The sequence below is a fragment of the Pseudoramibacter alactolyticus ATCC 23263 genome (assembly GCF_000185505.1).
Taxonomy (GTDB): Bacteria; Bacillota; Clostridia; order Eubacteriales; family Eubacteriaceae; genus Pseudoramibacter; species Pseudoramibacter alactolyticus.
In genome coordinates, this window is the sequence record NZ_GL622359.1 from 1,173,022 (window position 1) to 1,192,227 (window position 19,206).

A 19,206-nucleotide genomic window follows, 5' to 3' on the forward strand; every position below is an offset into this window, starting at 1 on the left:
TCGATTTAACGGAGGCAAATCATGCAACAAATTTATTTTGCCGGCGGCTGTTTCTGGGGTGTCCAGAAGTTCTTCGATCAGTTTGACGGGGTGATCGCCACCGAAGCGGGCTACGCCAACGGCCCGAACGCTGCCCCCAGCTATCAGGATGTTTGTGCGGGAAGCGGCCACGCCGAAACGGTGCGCGTCAGCTATGATCCGCAAAAGATCAGCCTGACCGCCCTGCTGACCGACTATTTTAAAATCATCGATCCGCTGGCCGTGAACCGGCAGGGGGCCGACGTCGGCGTGCAGTACCGCACCGGCATCTACACCGCCGACCCTGCGCAGCTGCCCGAGATTCGGGCCGTGCTGGCCCGCGAGGCGCAAAAGGCCGGCGCGCCGCTGGCCGTGGAGGTGCGCCCCCTGACCAATTTCTTTCCCGCCGAGGCCGCCCATCAAAATTACCTGGAGAAAAACCCGAAGGGCTACTGCCATATCCCCCGCGCGCTGTTTCGCCTCGGCAAAGAAAAACAGAACAAAAAACAGGATGAAAGCGAGGCCGCCCTGCGGGCGCGCATCGGCGACCTGGCCTTTGACGTCACCCAAAACGCCGCCACCGAACGGCCCTTTACCGGCGCCTACGACGATTTTTTTGAGCCGGGGCTTTATGTGGATGTGGTGAGCGGCGAACCCCTGTTCACCTCGCTGGATAAATACGATGCCGGCTGCGGCTGGCCGGCCTTCAGCCGCCCCATCGCCCAGGACGCCGTCACCGAACGAGCGGACACCAGCCACGGCCTGGTGCGCACCGAAGTGCGCAGCCGCGGCGCCGATTCCCACCTGGGCCATGTATTTAGCGACGGGCCGGCCGAAAGGGGCGGGCTGCGCTACTGTATCAACGCCGCCGCCCTGCGTTTCGTTCCCTATGATGCGCTGGACGCCGAGGGCTACGCTGCCTACAAAAAATGGTTTGAAAAGGCATAGACCGCCATCGTCCCGCCATTCGCAAAATGGCCGATGCTTTCACACCGCGGTCTATCCAACAAAAAAATCCTCCGCAGGGGATAAAACCCTGCGGGGATTTTTGCGTCTGTTGCCACCTCATTCTTATTCATTACGCTCGTCGATGACCCGGGCCGTCTTTTTGGTGGAGCGGGGCAGCGAACCGATATACCCGGCTTGGGGCTTCACCGAGATGCCGATCATTGCGCGAAACTTTCCCGCCACGGCAGCTTCCGCCGCGGAAAGGCTCGCGCCGTCCTCCACCTCAAAGCGCAGATACACCGTGTCGTGGCCGGCCTCGTTCGTAATGCGCACCTGATATTCCGAACTCACCCCGGGCACGGTCCTCAGCAAATCCTCCACCTGCCGGGGATACATGTTCACCGCCTTCACCTTGAACATATCGTCGGTGCGCCCGAGGATCCGGTCGTGCCGCGGGAAGGGCGAACCGCAGGGGCAGGGCCCGGGAATCAGCCGGCTGATGTCGTGGGTGCGGTAGCGCAGCAGCGGCGCGCCCTCCTTGTGCATCGTGGTGATCACCACCTCGCCGTATTCCCCGTCAGGCACGGGCTTCAGCGTCTCCGGATCGATAATTTCCATATAGATGAAGTCGTCCCAATAGTGCAGGCCCACATGGTGATCGCAGTCGATGGCGATGCCCGGGCCATAGACCTCCGTCAAACCGTACACATCGTAAATCTCGATGCCCAGATCCGCTTTGATGCGGCTGCGCATCTTGTCGCCCCAGCGCTCGCTGCCGATGATGCCCTTCTTCAGCGCGATCTTGTCCCGCAGGCCGCGCCGGCCGATTTCCTCGCCCAAAAGCAGCGCGTAGGACGAGGTGCTCGCCAGCACCGTCGTCTGCAGATCCACCATCATCTTGAGCTGTTTTTCGGTATTGCCCGGTCCCATGGGCACCACCATGGCGCCGAATTTTTCGGCTCCGGCCTGAAAACCGATACCCGCCGTCCACAGGCCGTAGCCCGGGGTGATCTGGATGCGGTCCCTCGCCGTCATGCCCATCATCTGGTAGCAACGGGCGAACATCGTCGCCCAGTCGGCCACGTCCTTCGCCGTGTAGGGAATGATCACCGGATCGCCCGTCGTCCCCGAGGATGAATGAATGCGCACCACCCGCTCGTCGGGCACCGCCTGAAGGCCCAAAGGATAAACCCGGCGCAGGTCGTCCTTCTCGCTGAAGGGCAGGGCTTCAAAATCGGCCATGGTTTTCACGTCTTCGGCCGCAACGCCGTGTTCTTCAAATATTTTCTGATAAAAGGGGCTGCACTCGGCCACCCGCTGCACGCAATCGATCAATTGCCGTACCGGTTTTGCTCTCATCAAAATCTCCTTTGCTTCGCTTTTTCGTCCATCAAAAAACAGGCCCTGTCCATGGGACAAAAGCCTGACTTCTGCGGTACCACCCAAATTAACGCGCACGCGTTCCCTCGCTTTTGCGTGGTAACGGGCATTGCCGGCGGCGCCTACTGCCGGCATGCCGGATTCGGGCCGCGTTCTCAGGGCCATTCGCCCGCGGGGCCTGCGCCGGCTTTCACCTATCCCGGCTCGCTGAGGCACCCCTTCGCGGACTACTCTTCCTGATCATCACTTTTGATTTGGACTCAGCCTATCACGCTTGACCGCGAAAGTCAAGCAGCGAAAAAAATCTGCGCGCTATGAACTGGCCGTCGGCGATTTTTTAAAGATGCATCATCCGTATCCGTCACATCGAAGCAATGCTTTATCGACAACCCTGCGCAAAGGCCGCGTTTTTTATCCGCCTGATTTTTGAATTGCGAATCTGTCCTTTGCGCGCTGCCCATAATCCGAAATTCGGCAAAGCCCGCATGCCGTTTAAAAATAACGCATCGTCAGAAAATGCGTCCGTGCAAAGAACCCATACTAAAGTCCGAGGCGCCTTCATTTTATCTGTCCCTCAAGATTTTGTTGGTCGCCGTTTTGGGAAAAGGCGTCTTTCTGATAATATGCCGGCAAAGCAGACGGCTGGGCGGAAGCGTCAAATTCAGTTCGCGAATACATTTTTCAATCATGGCTAAAGCAGTGGCACTGTCAAATACCGGCGCCGGATAAATCTCAGCGGTCAGTTGATTGTTCTGGCTGAACACAATGACTTCCTCAACCGCGTCGCATGCCATCAGGCTGTTTTCATAATGTTCCGGCGAAATATTAACGCCGTTATCCATAATGATCAGGTTCTTTTTTCTCCCCGTCAGATATAAAAACCCGTCTGAATCCACATATCCAAGATCGCCGGTTTTAAACCATCCGTCAGGCGAAAAAGCCTCTGCATTGGCTTTGTCGTCCTTATAATACCCTTTCATGACGTTTGGCCCTTTAATCCAGATTTCGTTGTTTTCAATGCGAATCTGTTCACCGCGGATGATTTTCCCGACCGAATACTTCTTAACATCTGCAATCGCGTTGGTGGCAATTTGCGGCGCGCACTCCGTCATGCCATAACCCACTCGAACCGTCACACCCATTTCTGAAAATATATCGATATAATCGGGCGGCAGATGAGCCCCGCCACAGATAATCTGTCTAAGATTTCCGCCTGTAACCAATTGCATGGCTTCTTTTTCAGAAATGTTCTTTTTTCTGGCCGTACTGGCGATCCAAAGCCGCAGCATTTTAACGATAATCGGCACGCAGGCAATGTGGGTGGGGTGCACAAGGGCCAGATGCTCTGTCAAATGGGTGATCGTATCATTCAAATACAGGTTGCAGTGCAGATATAACGGGATCAGAAGTTCCACGACACATCCATACGCGTGATAAAAAGGCAGCATGGAGAACATCGTCGCATTATACCATCGAAACTGACAATCTTCGCCGATGATGGCGGTGTTTGAAATCAAGTTGCGATGTGTAAGCATGACCGCTTTGGGTTCGCCGGAGGTGCCGGATGTAAAAAAAATACTGCACACATCCGCCTCTACCGGCTTCTCAAAAATATCGGCATCGCATCCATCAGCGATCGGGCTGCCCTTTTCAAAATCCGCCATGCCCATCTTGAATTTAAACGCATATCCCTGCTCCGCCATCGTCTGGATTTTTTCAATTGCTGTGCTGTCATAAATAACCGCATCGACATCCGCTTTGCGAAAAAGCTTTTGAAGATACGATGCGGGCAGAGCAGGATCTGTCAACACGGTCACATTCTTTGTCATGGCTGCCGCGAGATAGGCAACGCACCAGCCAAAGGTTTTTTCTCCAACGAGGGCAATATGATGTCCGTTGCCGCAGGCGGCGATCCGCGCGGCATTTTTCTGTACCAGCTGTGTAAACTCGGCTGACGTGTGCCGCATACACCGGCCTGAGCGCAGTTCTACGATTTCATGTTCCTGTCCGCAGACTTTCGATTGCTCTGTGGCGAACTTTGCCAATTCGCCGACTATTTTGATTTTTTCACTCATCATTCTTTCCTTATGTGCGGCAAAAACGCCGCCTGCAATCAGCGATGCAATTTTATCTGGTCAGTCGCGATCGCGAATGATATCCGCCATCGGAATCCGGTTCACTCTTCTGCGCAGGCAAAGCTGAATGACCCCAAAAATTACAAGCATGAACAGAAGGATCTCAATCTGTGTCGACAGGGCGAGATATTCCGGAATATGAACGTCGACGCCGGAAACCAGAAACGGGAAGATCCGCTTGACCACAAACGTGCCGATCCAAAGTGACAAAATCAGGGATACGATCACGGTTGCCGCGGCACTGCCAAAATAGATCTGACGAATCTCATGTTTGTTGTAGCCAAAAATCTTCAGTAAAGATATATCCATGGACGAGCGGTCGATCATCATCTTGAGAACGAGGTAGACCACGATCACAAAGATCAGCATTGCGACAAAATTGATAATTCCGATTATCGTCGCAGTATTATCAAGCTGTGCTTGGGCGGCGCCAATGACATCATCCTTTGTGATGGTATTGAGCAGGCGGTTTTCCGGAATCGCAAGCTTCTGTTTTGAAAGGATTGTATTGTAAGCATCCGCATCGAGGTTAAAGCGTTTCACCATGGCCGTTCGATCCATATAGGCCGTAAGCGCGCTCTTGTCGCCGGCAATATCGATGATTTTAAATGGATAGCGCTTCCCGCTCAACGAATCGGTCAGCGTTATTTTATCCCCCCGCTGCAGATGGAATTTATCGGCAGCACCCGGTGACAAAACAAGCTCATCCTTCGCCGTTTTCGGAAAGAAATCATAATACGGATGATTGTCCCTGTCCACACCCGAAACGACAACGGATAACGCGGGGGTCTCACCCGCGCTGTATTTCAGGGTTTTGGAAACCATGCGCTGGGTGTCTTTGGGCAAATCATCCGGAAGAGCGGTGACGAGGTACGTATTGTTATACGGCATCTGATCGGCCACGTGATCAATGTAATGCTGAAAGCTGTCATTCAGTGTAAATCCTATGACAAGAAACGATACGGCCAGAAGAATGCCAAAAAACATAATCAAATTCATCGACCGCTCCTTAAGAAAATGCCGGATCCGGAAGGTATTGATATCGCCCAGCTTTTCCACGTTCAGAGGATAATCATGTCCTTTTTCGTTCGGCCCGGCTGACAGCAGGACATTCGGCGATGCTTTCAGCCGTCTCGTGATAACGATAAAGTTAACAACAAAGGTGATGGTCAGCGGAATCAATAAAGCATAAAGCATGACATAAAGCGGATAGCCGACTTTGATGCCCGGCATGGAATACAGCGCAATCGAATCCGCCGAAAGCAAATCAAAAAAAACCGCATATCCGATCAGGATGCTTAAAACACTACCGATCGCCGTGATCACAAGCGGCAGGATGATATAATGCCTGCGAAGCTCGCCGACAGAAAATCCCGACGCGTAAAAAGTCCCGATGACCTTTTTCTCTTTGTCGATCGTATGGGCTGTAAAAGTTGCCAGCACATAGGCCAAAAGAATCGTGAACAAAGCCCCGCAGACAAGCGACGCTTTACTCATCACGCCGCAGTCTTCCCGGTAAGCGTTGATCCTGCTGTTGTCGGATCTTTGCGTATACGCCGTCAACGTCACCCCGAGCGCATTCAGCCGATCCTTAAAATCGCGCTGCGTCTTCGCGCCGTTTAACCTAAAACCGTAACAATAAACCGGCGGTGAGCAGTCCTCGTCAAGATGATGACTGAAATAATCGAAAGCTGCATCATTTAAAAAGGCAACGCTGAATTTCTGATGATCCGCACCGATATCCGAAACATTTTTCTTGACGTAAGTATAATCCGGCACGCTGCCAATCCCGGAAATCGTGTAACTTTTCCCCGCCAGGGTTAGTTTGTCGCCAACTTGATAACCGTTCTGCTTGGCATAATGCTGTTCGAGGACAAGTTCATCCGATGTCGCCGGCAAGCTTCCGGCGTCGAGCGTCAGCCGGTCGATATGCTTTCGGACACGAAACACCCTTAATTGACGATGACGGCTGACCTTGACATCCGAATAAGCCATTTTTTCGATGGTCACCCCGTCTTTTCTAATTTCGGCCATATCGGCTTTGCCAAGCGGGGATAAAGTGGAGAACGAACCGTCTTCCAGCTTCGACGTTTTAAAATGATCTTCTATCGTTCTAACAATGCACTCGTTGGATGCGCTGGCGCCCACGACAAAGGCAAAGCCAAAGACGATGAGCAATAAGAGCGCTGTATATCGCAGCCAGTTGGTTCTAAATTCTCTGATAATGCGTCGATTCATTATTTTCATGCTGATGATCCTTCCCGATTACCATTCGACGGCTTTTGCCGGCAGCCGGTTGTCAACCGTATAATCCGCTTCGACCGCGCCGTCGCGCAGTTCAATCACCTGGCTGCACATCCGCTTAAAGGCAAGATTGTGGGTGACAAGCAAGATCGTCGTCCCATATGTTTGATTGATCTGTTCCAACAGTTCCAGCAGTTCTTTTGAATTATGATAATCCAAAGCACCCGTCGGCTCGTCACACAGCAGAAGGCCGGGGTTTTTGATCAGTGCCCGCGCGATGGCACAGCGCTGCTGCTGCCCGCCTGAAACCTGATGCGGAAATTTTTTCTGATGTTCGGCAATGCCAAGCTGGACCATTAACTTCTCGGTGCTTAGCGGTTCTTTTGAAAGATATTTGCAAACCGCGATATTTTCACGAATCGTCAAATTGGAGACCAGATTATAGTATTGGAAAATAAATCCCAGTTTATCCCTTCGGTAGCGAGCGAGCCTTTTGTCAGAAAATCCGGCAATATCTTCATTTTCGATCATCAGACTGCCGCTGTCGGCCCGCTCGATACCGCCAATCAGGTTGAGCAGGGTTGACTTGCCGGATCCGCTTGGACCGACAATGCCGCAGATCGCGCCCTTTTCAACTTTTAAAGATACATTTTTTAAAACCTGCGTTCTGTTTTTCTTGTCGCCATAAAATTTACAGACATCTTTTAATTCTAAAAACATCGTATTGCTCCCTTGTTATTGCTTAAAATTGTGAATGCGCAGCGCCAGGCCGACCCGAAAAATTTAAATATAGGCTGCTTTTTCAGCATAATGCATTGCCCGGGCAATCATCTCGTCCGAAACCGGGCGCCAATTAAAGCCTAATTTTTCAAGCAGCCGTTCCGTTCTCCGCGTTGTAAGCTGCTTGGCATGCCGGTTCAATAAGGCGATCATTTCGCAGTTATACAGGACATCCTGAATATACGGACGATAGGTCTCGTCTTCAAAATGCCTTTCAAAAAATTCGCATACCTCTGAAAAGTTCATCGGGCGAAGGTTCTTCGCGACCAGTCCGTGGCGAAATACTTCGCTCAGGTTGGCGCGGTTCGGATTAACCATATGATAAACATCGTTTAGCGACACCCCCGACAAAATGATGCGGGTCATGGCATCGGCAAGCTGGTCCACAAAGGTGATGTCGAACGAAAAATCGAGATCCGCCGGAGCAATGCCCATCTTTTTGAAGGCTCGGAAGAACATATAAGCCGTATTTTCAGCCATATTCCGTTGGAAATGCCCGCTGCTTGAATCAAACATGATTGATCCCGCACGATAAATATTGATATTCATTCCCTGCGTCTGACGTGCCTGCATGATTATTTTTTCCGCTTCAAATTTTGACCGCAGGTAATAATTTGTAAAAGTCTGCCCCCTATCACAATCATATTCGGTAAAAAGCATTCTGTTATCCCCGTCGGGATAAGCGCCAAACATGATGCCATTGGAGGAAACATGGTGCACGGTCTTCGGGATCCCGGTCGAAGCGAATTGAATGATGTTGGCAACCGAGCGGACATTCGTCTGATAAAACGCTTCGTAGACGCCCTGATGTTTAACCATGGCGGCCGTATTAATCACACAGGTAATCGTATTTGCGAGCTTGTCATACCGCTCCGGCTTTAACCCGAAACGCGGTTGTGTGAAGTCGCCCGAAACCGCATGGATTCTTTGCGCCGCGGCCTTCGACTGCGCATCCCCGAAATAAAAACGATACCCTTCGGCAACGCGTTTTGCAGCTGCCGCATCATTCGCCGAACGCACAATAACCGTTATATCCCGAGGGACATTTTTCAGCAGCGATCTTAACAGGTAGCATCCGAGATAACCCGTTGCCCCAAACAGCAGAATATTCTCATTTGATCCGGCAGCGTTCTTAAGTTTTAAATGCGCCATATCCTCCGATATTTTCTTTTCGTATTGCGCCCATTCGTCTGCGGCATCGACTGGCGGCGTCACAGCCTGGCCGTTCATCCTGCCGTACAGCGCCGACAACTTTTCCCGAATGACACGGCCATCCGATTGCATCTTGGCCGCGATATGCCGGATGTCTGGAGATTCAAAAAACGCCGTCATCTCAAGGCTGTAACGTTCGTTAATTTCGGCGATGGTTTTGATCGCTTTCAAAGAATCACCGCCGACAAGAAAGAAATCATCTGTCACGCCGAAATGCGTATGCCCAAGCTGTCTGCGCCAAAGTTCCCAGAGAAATTTTTCTTCCTGCGTTTCGGGCTGCGCGAATGCCTCGCTCTTTTTCTCTGGTTGGCTTGGCTGCGGCAAGGCCTTTAGATCGACTTTCTGATTGTAAGTCAGCGGGAATGCCCGAAGCTGCATCCAGGCCGACGGCATCATATAGGCCGGCAGTTTATCCCTGATTCGCTTTGTCTCGTCCTGAAGCTGAGCCTTATTGAGGTAACAGCTTACGGCTGGTTTCCCCGCAAAGATAATGTGCTCGCCAAACAGATCGCTTTCTATTTTGGCATCTGGAAAACAGAATACGGTCTCAAATCCGGCCGCTTTCAAAACCGATGCCCATTCTTTCGCATCAAGGATCGGTGAATTTTTTTCAAGTCGGAAATCGTTAAAATCCGAATAACCTTCAATCATTCGCGTCGATACCAACTGAATGAGGCTGGTTCTCGTCATTTCCTGAAGAACGAGAACGCCGCCTGGCTTAATCATACTCGCTGCATATTCAAGCGATTTTTTGACATCCACCGCATCGTGCATGACATTGGCCGCGAGAATCACGTCATGCTGCTCATAGGGATACCCCTGTTCGCACGGCGAACGATTAATGTCATAGTTCTGGTATTTCATAAACGAATAAGTCTTGAATTTCTCCCTGGCCGCATCCGTGAAGAAATCCGAAACGTCCGTGAACAGATATTCCCTGCAGCTTTCCTGTATCTTTTCAATCACACCGGCGCTTGTGGCGCCCGTGCCAGCTCCCATCTCCATCACGCTGGCCGGTTCCCCCACCGCACCAACGTAACGCCCGATGACATCAGCAGTCAGCTTGTTATAATGGGCCGAAATCTGATTTGATTTGTAGAGTTCCTCGGCGGCCGCCATTTTCCCATCCGGGAACAGCAGCTGCAGAACATCCACCTTGCCAAGAAGAATCTCTTTCAGATTTTCGCGGCATTGGCTGATGAATGTTATATCTCCAATGGCCGTCTGGACAGCCCCAAGGCCGACACGCCAGTCCTTAAGTGAAGATGCGTCATAACGAAGGGAATAGCGCTGCCCGTCGCAGTCCATAAAGCCTTCCCGTATCAATATGGCAAACCACTGACGCATCAGCTTTTCGTATATCTTACGCACACCCGTTTGATCAAAGAAGGATGCCAATGTGAACGGCTGGGCGACACGGCCCTCGGCAATCAACTCATAAATGACCTGTTTCATCTGATTGATGACCGACTGATTCGCCCTGCGCATATGGGCCTCGTCGCTGCCCGTCATCAGGGCGCGAATCCTATCGTTGCTTGCCATGCGCATTTCATCAAATAATGATTCCGCCCGCCAGATTTCCGGAGCGTTAACCGGCCGCACGGCGGGCTTGATGTATCCGGTCAGGCTGTTTTGCCCTTTGTCATACACGACGACTGCCCGCTCGATTCGGCGGCTTTCCTCAAGCACATGCTCAATCTCTCCTGTTTCCACACGAAAACCATTGATCTTGATTTGATGGTCTTTGCGTCCAAGAATATGAATGCAGCCATCGGCATCCGCTTTCCCCAGATCCCCCGTGCGGTAGATTCTGCCGAAACGCGGATGCATGCGAAAGGCTGTCTTCGTCAGCTCCGGGGCATTGCGATAGCCAAGCGCCACCCCTCTGCCGCCTATGCAGATTTCGCCAGTCACCCCCTGCGGACAAAGCCGCATCATCTCATCCAGCACGTAACAGGTCTGATTGGTCAAAGGGTACCCATAGGGGATATGCTGCGATCTGTCGTAATCCCTTGTGATCGGATATGCGATCGACCAAACCGCCGCTTCAGTCGCCCCTCCGAGGCTCCACACTTTCGCATTTGGCATTTTCTTCATGATTTTTTCCGGAAGCCCAGGCGGAATAAAATCCCCGCTTAACAAGACGGTTCGCACGGTATGATTCTGTTCTGTCATATGATCCACGATCAGTTCGGCCGTTGCGGGAACACAGTTGATGACCGTAACGCCTTGTTCTGTCAGCATTCGCGCCGTTTGACGAATATTTCTGGAATCTAAAATCACAACCAGATGCGCGTGTAGCAGAATCGATTCAAACAGATCAAACACTGAAAGGTCAAAACAAAACGAGGTGATCACCGCAAAGACATCACGACTTGTCAGCTCCATGCGTTCACGCATATCAAGCAGCGTGTTGATAATGGCGCTTTGTGAAATTTCCACTCCCTTCGGCGTGCCTGTGCTGCCGGACGTATAGATAACATAGGCGAGATCCTCCGACGCCTCCTGCCCGGCTTTATCCGCAACTGCGACGATATCGTCTGTGCCAGCCCGCATGATGAGCCTGCATCCGCTTTGATCGATGATGGTCTGCTTTCGCTGCATCGGGTAATCTTGATCGAGCGGCACATAGGCTGCGCCGCTTCGGGCGACGGCAAGCAGGCGGACAACCGTCTCGAGATCCTTTCTGCATTCAACGGCAACCAAAGCGCCGGGTCCCGCGCCGCATCTTTGCAGTTTTGCCGCTAACTGTCCGGTTCTTTCGTCCAGTTCACGGTAAGTCATGCTTCCGGTGTCGTCAGAAATGGCAACAAGATCCGGCGCCTGTTTCAGCCCTGCCTCTATAAGCGCTTTCAGCGTTAATGCCCCGGTCGCCGATTCTGTTGAATTATATTGATCGATCGCTTCGATAAATTCAGGGAGCGGCTGTAAAATCCCATCGTCGGGCACGCCGTCTGCGCCGCTGCAAATCAGCGCTTCAAACTGCGCGAACATGCTTTTTATTTTTTCTGGCTCGAACAGCTCGTCCACAAAGTCCCAGGTGACGCTAAGCCCCTCGGCATTTTCCATAACCTGACAATCAAGATGCACCTGCGGGGTCTGGCTGACGCTGTAGCAGACCTTGCCAGGCGTCTTCTCGAAGCTTTTGCCGTGATCGCTGAAAAGCATGCTGGTAAAAACGACCGGCATCTTCGCTTTCTCCGGATCGGCCACGCGTTCCCTATAGTCGCGCATAACCCGGATGCCGTCATACCTGGCATGCCCGATGCTTTGAAGGATCTGCCGCTGGACACGACGCACCTGATCCCAAAGCGATGCCTTCTCTAAAACAACGGGAACCAGCACAAGCGTGGTAAAGTCGCCAATAATGCGGTTGACATTGTCGCTTAGCGGCATTCTGTCGAACGTCGTAACATTGATGGTCATCGCCTGCGTCCCGGACCAATAGCCAAGCACCTTGCTGTACATCGTCAGCAGATAGGATGCTGCCGTCGTCTGATTTTCAGCGATCTGCGATAAAATCCACTGCCATTTTGTTTTCGGGATCAGCGTTCGCAGCCGCCTGAAATGCGGATTGATGATCTCTGTTTCCGGTTTATCCGCAATGGGCGGTGCCGGCGCGAGATCCGGCATGATATTACGCCAGTATTCGGCGTCTTCGCGGTCAATCCCTTCCTTAAGGAGATTACTGCGGCAGCAGACATAGTCACGGAATGTAAATGCGTCATGATCCACGCACATCTTATTGCCGTAATACGCATCATAAAGCTGTCGTATCATAATCTGCATGCTCATGCCGTCTGCAATCAGCAGATTAAAGTGCAGGAAAAGATAATGATCGCCGTCCGGCAGCGCCATGGATTCCATTTCAAACATCGGATAACGATGCGGATCGATCGGCCTGCCCTCAAGCCTTTTCCGAATTGCGACAACATCATCATCGGAATGATATTGATGTCTTCGAATAACAAATTCAGGATAATCGGCAAGAATCCGCTGTGTTCCGTTTTCACTAACCACAGCGTGAAGCATCGGCTGCTGTTTTATCACCTGATTCACGGCTCTTTGGAGCTGATCGATATCCCAGCTGGTCTTTAGTTCGTAATACGCCTGCGTCGTGATGCTTTCCATTCCCTGATTCTGTGAGCCGCCTACCAAATAGGCAAGCTGTACCGATGTCAGCGGAAATGGGGCGTATGCGTTTGCTTCATCATGGGCATAGCTTTGCGCTGTATCGGCCGAATCCGAGCTATCGATCAGTTCGGCAAGCGCTTTGACGGTGGCATGGGTCAGAAAATCGTTCAGCGACAGCTTATAACCATATTGCTTCTCCAGAATCGCGGTCATTCTGACCATCATGATGGAATCGCCGCCGATGGCAAACAGATTGTCGGTGATGCCAAAATTCTCTGTGCCGAGCATTTCTTGCCACACGCTAAAAATACGCTGCTCTGTTTGGGTCTTAGGATGTTTATGCTCGTTCTGGCCTTTCGCATGAGTCGAGGCGGCCGGCAGCATAGACTTGTTCACTTTCCCATTGACGGTCAGCGGAAGCTCGCCAAGCTGAATCAAATGGGCCGGCAGCATATAGGGCGGCAGCTTTCCGTTTATATCCTCCTTGAGTTGTGCCAATTCCGTCTCTGTCAGAAAATTTCGCTTTGACCCGCGCATCCCCAAAATCAAATGCTCGCCAAAAACGGATGCCGCCGCGTCTCTTTGCGGAAAAGCCGCCGTCTGTGCATAACCGGAACGCTTCATCACCTGCTCCCATTCATCGGCAGCAATTAACGGCGCACACGCCGCCACACGGAAATCCTCATAATGGTTGTAGCCCTCGATCATATGCGTAGAAACCATCTGAATGCGCGAATCCGTCGTCGTCTCAAGCATCACCATCACGCCGCCGGGCGCAAGCAGTTGGGTGGTCAGGGTCATGGCATGATCGACATCGCGGGCATCATGCATGACATTCGCCGCAATAACCACATCAAATGATTCATATCCAAAGCGCTGTTCCGGAATCGCCTTGTCAATATCAAAAAGTCGATACTGCATAAACGGATACGATGAAAAATGCTTCTTGGCTTCGCTCAGAAAATATTGGGAAAGATCGGTAAAGGTATAGGCGATTCTCTCTTCCGGCAATCCGGCAAGCAATTCGACGATGCGCTGCGTGGTGCCGCCGACCCCCGCGCCAATTTCCAAAATGCGGACAGCGCCGTCCGAGCGGCTCAACATGCTTTTAACCAGTTCAAAAACAGCCTCTGCCGCCAGCTCATTGAAATAGCGCGAAATGTCATTGCCGCGATAAATGGCTTCTGCCGCGCCGAAATCGCCGTCGGGAAACAAATAGGTCAATGCCTCTTTTTCCCCCTTGAGAATATCGATTCCGTACTTTATCGTATTAAGAAAAAAGGCGGGGTTTCCGGCTACGGATGCGGCCTCGCGAATAAGGGCGTCCATTTCCGCATCGGAAACGCTCTGAAGCCGTGCCACACAGTAGCAATCGTGATCCGCATCAATGCTGCCGTCTTCTGCCAAATTTTTAAGCCATTGACGCATCAGCTTCGTATAGCCGGGCTTGACAGCGCTGCGTCTGACCAATAATTCAGGCGTAAAAAAATCGTCTCCCAGTCCGCTTTCTTTACATAACTGCAAAATGATCCGTTTCATGTGCGCTGTCGCCGTTTTTTCTGCCAGCGCGGCAAATTGATTAAATTCAGCCACATCCGGCGCTTCGACTTCACGACACCTATCGCATAGAAGCTGTAAGGTCTGGCCTGCTTCCTCCGGCAGAGCGGTATGATTTTGCACGTGCGGCACAATATAACCTATCAGCTGTTTATGCAGGGCCGCTCCGCTGGCGATCACTGCGGCGGAGTTGACCTTGTCCGAATCCATCAGTGTTTTTTCTATCTCACCCGTTTCCACGCGAAAGCCGTTGACTTTCACCTGGCCGTCCTTGCGCCCCAGAATACGAATAAAACCCTCGGAGGTAAAAACGCCCAGATCCCCGGTGTTATACAGCCTGCCATATTGATGATGCTGAATAAAGGCCGCCCTGGTCCTTTCATCGTCACGATGATAACCCTTTGCAACACCTCGACCGCCGATGAATATCGTTCCTTTGACGCCCGCCGGGCATAATTGGAGGTTTTTGTCCAGCACATAGCAAGTCTGATTCGCCAGCGGATAGCCGTAGGGAATACTTTCGCTATATCGAACGCTTGCATCAATGGGATAGGCAATCGACCATATCGTTGCCTCCGTTGCGCCGCCAAGACTGAGCAGTTCGGCATTCGGGCAAATTTTGGCAAGCGCTTCCGGCAATGTCAGCGGAATAAAATCCCCGCTCATCAGCACATAACGTAGCGACCGATAGGTTTCCTCTTCACTTTGCTCTGTGATCAACTGAACAACGGAAGGAACGCCATTGAGAATCGTAACCTGCTCTGCGTGAAGGACAGATTTAAGCGTGCGGATATCCCGGGCATCGTCAGCAATATAGACACAAGCGCCGGAGGTGATCCCTGAAAATACGTCAAACACCGACAGATCAAAGCTAAACGCCGATACGTTGAGCAGAACATCGTCGCTTTCAAGCCCGAGCCGCGCATTCATATCAAAGATCGTATTACAAAGCTGCCCGTGGGTGATCTCAACCCCCTTGGGCAGACCCGTGCTGCCTGAGGTATAGATGATATATGCGCTGCTGTCTTCCGCCACCGGCGCTGTGCCCTCATGCGCCGACACGGGCGCGCCGTATAACTTTCCATCAAAAAAATCACAATCAAAATAAAGGCCGCACGCGCATGCGTCGCAAATATAGCTTACTCTGTCGGCCGGATAATCCGGGTGAATCGGAATATAGACACAGCCCGCGCGGATGACGCCGACGATATAGATCACTGTGCTGATCGAACGGTTTCCCTTGATCGCGATATGGCTTCCCGCCGGATATTCGGCAAGGATTGCATTTTTAACGACCTCTGAATAAATATCCAGCTCCTGAAAGGTTATGCTGCGGCGGCTGTCTTTAAATGCCGTTTTATTTGCGAATTTTTTCAATGCATTTTCTATGATAGGGATCATTGAAACGTGCGGAAGCTCGGGCTGTTTCGTGGCGTTATAGGCCCTCACGGCTTCGGCTGTTTTCGCATCCGGCGACAGGACAAGCCTTTGCCCGGATACCGCAAGCCGCTCAATCATTTTGATATATTGTGAAAAGGCCAGCGTCATATTTTCTTCGCGGTAATAGCCGTCAAGATAATCCCACGTGATCTCAAGTTTGTTCTCAATTTCAAGCAGCTGGCAGTCAAGGCGCACCTGCGGCGTCTGACTGATGCTGTTCATCAGCCGGCCGATGCGCATCGGCATCCCATTGGCATCGGATTCGTCGAGCATGCTTGTAAAAACAATATCAAAATGGTTTTCATGCTGCTGCTTGCGTTGACGGCTGATGATCCGCTCCACCTCGAAGCCGTCACAGCCGCTATGGCGATAGGCCGCCATCAGTTCCTTCGTCACCTGATGCGCGCGGGAATAGATATTGGTTTGCGCAGTATTTTCATAAGGCAGAAGCATCAGGGACGTGAAATCGCCGACCACATCGAGGTATCTGCCGCGCTTCGCACCACGGTTAGACATTGTCAGCGCAATCGTAAAGCGTTCGTCGCCGCTCCAGTATGCAAGGACCTCACCGTAAAGCTCAAACAGCACCGATGTCAGGATTTCGTTATTTTTTCTGATCTGTTGCTTGATGATTTCCCATTGCTTCGGCAAAATCTGATGGATCAGCCTTTTATACTGTTTCTTCTTTGGGACTGCCTCCGTATGGAGCAGATCTGGAGCAAAGCACAAATCCTCCGCTCTCGATTCCCAGTATTTTCTGTCGCGCCGATATTTTTCGCTCTGTTTTATCTCATTTTGCCACATCGCATATTCGGCAAAACGCAAGTCGGGCTGAACAGACGGCAACTCGCCCCGTTCAATTGCGTCATAATAGTCCATGATGCTGCGGAAAACGAGAATCAGACTGCTCCCGTCCGCAATCAACAGATCAAAACTAAAAAAAAGATAGGTCGAGCCATCCGGCGTCTTCGCTGCCTCCACACGAAACAGCGGCCACTGTTCAGGATCCATTTTCTCATGCGAAAGCACTGCACGCTTCCGACTGACAAACGTTTCCCATGCGGCATCGTCAGACGCCGATAAATCATACCTTTGAATATGATAAGGCGCTGTTTCCTCGAGAATCTGCTGCATGCCGTTATCATGGAATACGGTTCTGAGCATCGCGTGCCTGCGGATGGCGAAGTTTAACGCCCGCTCCAGCAGATCTGCATCCAGATTATTCTTAAATTCATAATACACATGTGCTGCCGTATCACCGAGTGCATAGCGCTGGGATCGGCCCATATAGTATGCGAGCTGCGCATTCGTCATCGGAAATGAGAGCCTGTTATTCATTCGTATGCTCCTTTTTCATCAGAGCATCGGCACGCCCGGCTAAGTAACTGGCTGATATATGCAATAACCGAATCGTTCTGAGCATTCATATAAAAGTGTCCGCCTTCAAAGTATTTAACGCCGTAAAAATTCAATGCGCACTGTTTCCACGCCGTTAGATCGGTCTGCCCCACTTCCGCGTCATCCCTGCCGCAGAGCACTGCAACGGCATCAGGCTTTTCGTTTTCGGCAAGCGGTTCGGGACGATAACTCTGTATAAGCCTGAGATCGCTTTGTACAATCGGGATGAAAAAATCCTCTGCCCGCAGATAACTAAATAATTCCATATTGCTTCCACCCATCGACATCATATAATTGATCACATCGGCTCTTGAATCGCAGTTGATCGCCACCCCTTTAAATTCATCAGGCGCGGCCTGCCCTGAAACGATCAGAAGGCGGACGCGACCCTTTAGTCTGCGTGCGGCTTCATAAGCTACAAACGCGCCCATGCTGTGGCCGAAAAGTATGCAGGGTTCATCATCTGCCAAAACCAGGTCCAGTTCTTTCATGATATAGTCAGCAAACCCCCGCATGTCACCGGGATATGGGATATTCACCTTTTTTCCGCGCCCGGGGTATTCGATCAGGCAACATGTCGCCGGTGCCTGAAGGCGCTGCAGAAAACTATAATAATTGCCAAATCCGCCTGCATGTGGAAAACAAATCATTTTCATAAGGCAAACCCATCCTTCCATGACCTCAGTTCCTGTGTGGAACGAATAAATCTTGTGGGAATTTCATATCCCGCAAGCCGTGTCTCGCAATGCCGGCGAAACGCCGCATCGGATATATCAAAATCCGCCGAATACCGGCAAATCAGATCGTAGGGCGGCTTCTTAGAAATACTGACCACCGCCTTATGGATGCCGTTGATGTCGCCAATGATGCTCTGGATGCGCTGTCTGCTGATTTTTTTGCCGGCAATGATTATAACGTCGTCGGCACGGCCTGTTATGTGCACGCTTCCGGTTTCATCAATATATCCAACGTCGTTTGTAAAGTATGCGTGACCGTCAAGACTGTGAATGCCGGTTGCTTCGTCGACATAGGCGCCGGCCGAACCCGCCGTATCCACACAAATGACAGATTGTCCGTCTTTTTGGGCCACGGAGAACACAATATTCCCAATCGGTCTGCCCACATCCGTGCTGTCATCCCGGCACGTCCCGACGGCCAGGCTCCCAGCTTCGGAACACCCGTACTGCTGAAGAACCGGTACGTCAAATTTTTTCGTCAGTCCCGCGGCTGTTTCAGCCGAAAGCCGGCCGCCTGAAGAAACGATCCTGCACATTTTCTTCCCAAGTGTGTACTGCCCGCCAATGCGAAGCATGGCATCCAAGAAATGTGGAACGCCATACAGGTAATCCGCATGCATCCGTTCAGAGAGCTCCGCCACACGCCGCGGCAGCAGAATATCCGGCAATAGAATGGTGCCGCCGGTTCTATCCGCCGCCAGCATGACGCATATGAAACCAAAGGAATGATAAAATGGCACCGCCGGCAAAAAACGCTCTTCATGCTCTCCGTATCGCATATGGGTCAGGTACCGCTTAAGTTCTATATGGATTTGCTTTTCTGTGCGCAAAACCATTTTCGGTTCGCCGGTCGTTGCCGATGTCATCTGAAGTACTGAGCGAGCGGGTATTTCAAGCGCGACAGGACGCCGGCGGCGTTCAAGCTGGATCGATCCTTGATCCCATATGGCCAACACGTCGGCCATCAACGCAGCTGACTGCAATTTTTTTGCCGCCGGATAATCGCCGCTTACGAGCAGGACCGACGCCTGAAGATGCATTGCCGCATGATACAGCACATAGATGCCGATGGCGGTTTTGCTTTGGCAGCAGATTATCTGCTTTTCGCGGATGCCAAATTTTTCCATCTGAGCAGCGGCCTTGCCAATCGCATCCCAAACAGACTGCTGCGGCACAGATTTTTCGCCAATATAAAAATTTGCCTTGTGATGCCTCATTTTTCC

Annotated in this window: 8 protein-coding genes and 1 other annotated feature; of the genes, 1 reads left to right on the forward strand and 7 read right to left on the reverse strand. The window is 51.6% G+C overall.

The features are described from left to right. Nucleotides 1-21: 21 nt before the first annotated feature. The gene (gene msrB / locus HMPREF0721_RS05510) at nucleotides 22-966 is read left to right on the forward strand and encodes a peptide-methionine (R)-S-oxide reductase MsrB (RefSeq protein WP_006598625.1); all 945 of its coding nucleotides are present in this window, start codon (nucleotides 22-24) and stop codon (nucleotides 964-966) included. Between the two features lie 123 nt (nucleotides 967-1,089). On the opposite strand, the gene HMPREF0721_RS05515 is transcribed toward msrB, so the two are convergent. The 7 genes from HMPREF0721_RS05515 to HMPREF0721_RS05545 form a co-directional block, all read right to left on the reverse strand. Continuing rightward, the gene (locus HMPREF0721_RS05515; protein WP_040640308.1) at nucleotides 1,090-2,325 is read right to left on the reverse strand and encodes a phenylacetate--CoA ligase family protein; all 1,236 of its coding nucleotides are present in this window, start codon (nucleotides 2,323-2,325) and stop codon (nucleotides 1,090-1,092) included. Between the two features lie 49 nt (nucleotides 2,326-2,374). Continuing rightward, nucleotides 2,375-2,599: a binding site (T-box leader), on the reverse strand. Nucleotides 2,600-2,909: 310 nt separating this feature from the next. Beyond that, nucleotides 2,910-4,421, reverse strand: a complete 1,512-nt coding sequence (locus HMPREF0721_RS05520) for an AMP-binding protein (protein WP_040639940.1) — start codon at nucleotides 4,419-4,421, stop codon at nucleotides 2,910-2,912. Nucleotides 4,422-4,481: 60 nt separating this feature from the next. Continuing rightward, nucleotides 4,482-6,728, reverse strand: coding sequence for an ABC transporter permease (locus HMPREF0721_RS05525; protein WP_006598630.1), 2,247 nt, complete (start codon nucleotides 6,726-6,728; stop codon nucleotides 4,482-4,484). Nucleotides 6,729-6,746: 18 nt separating this feature from the next. After that, nucleotides 6,747-7,445: an ABC transporter ATP-binding protein gene (locus HMPREF0721_RS05530; RefSeq protein ID WP_006598631.1), complete on the reverse strand. Its 699-nt coding sequence runs from the start codon at nucleotides 7,443-7,445 to the stop codon at nucleotides 6,747-6,749. A 63-nt stretch (nucleotides 7,446-7,508) separates the two neighbouring features. Further along, the gene (locus HMPREF0721_RS05535) at nucleotides 7,509-17,186 is read right to left on the reverse strand and encodes a non-ribosomal peptide synthetase (protein ID WP_006598632.1); all 9,678 of its coding nucleotides are present in this window, start codon (nucleotides 17,184-17,186) and stop codon (nucleotides 7,509-7,511) included. Further along, complete coding sequence (locus HMPREF0721_RS05540; protein WP_006598633.1) at nucleotides 17,183-17,902, reverse strand: thioesterase II family protein; 720 nt, start codon at nucleotides 17,900-17,902, stop codon at nucleotides 17,183-17,185. The genes HMPREF0721_RS05535 and HMPREF0721_RS05540 overlap by 4 nt, the downstream gene beginning before the upstream one ends. Beyond that, nucleotides 17,899-19,200, reverse strand: coding sequence for a class I adenylate-forming enzyme family protein (locus HMPREF0721_RS05545; protein ID WP_006598634.1), 1,302 nt, complete (start codon nucleotides 19,198-19,200; stop codon nucleotides 17,899-17,901). The genes HMPREF0721_RS05540 and HMPREF0721_RS05545 overlap by 4 nt, the downstream gene beginning before the upstream one ends. Between the last annotated feature and the right edge of the window lie 6 nt (nucleotides 19,201-19,206).

Coding starts and splice junctions, on each gene's coding strand:
- msrB (WP_006598625.1), top strand. CDS start 22: ATGCAACAAATTTATTTTGCCGGCGGCTGTTTCTGGGGTGTCCAGAAG.
- HMPREF0721_RS05515 (WP_040640308.1), bottom strand. CDS start 2,325: ATGAGAGCAAAACCGGTACGGCAATTGATCGATTGCGTGCAGCGGGTG.
- HMPREF0721_RS05520 (WP_040639940.1), bottom strand. CDS start 4,421: ATGAGTGAAAAAATCAAAATAGTCGGCGAATTGGCAAAGTTCGCCACA.
- HMPREF0721_RS05525 (WP_006598630.1), bottom strand. CDS start 6,728: ATGAAAATAATGAATCGACGCATTATCAGAGAATTTAGAACCAACTGG.
- HMPREF0721_RS05530 (WP_006598631.1), bottom strand. CDS start 7,445: ATGTTTTTAGAATTAAAAGATGTCTGTAAATTTTATGGCGACAAGAAA.
- HMPREF0721_RS05535 (WP_006598632.1), bottom strand. CDS start 17,186: ATGAATAACAGGCTCTCATTTCCGATGACGAATGCGCAGCTCGCATAC.
- HMPREF0721_RS05540 (WP_006598633.1), bottom strand. CDS start 17,902: ATGAAAATGATTTGTTTTCCACATGCAGGCGGATTTGGCAATTATTAT.
- HMPREF0721_RS05545 (WP_006598634.1), bottom strand. CDS start 19,200: ATGAGGCATCACAAGGCAAATTTTTATATTGGCGAAAAATCTGTGCCG.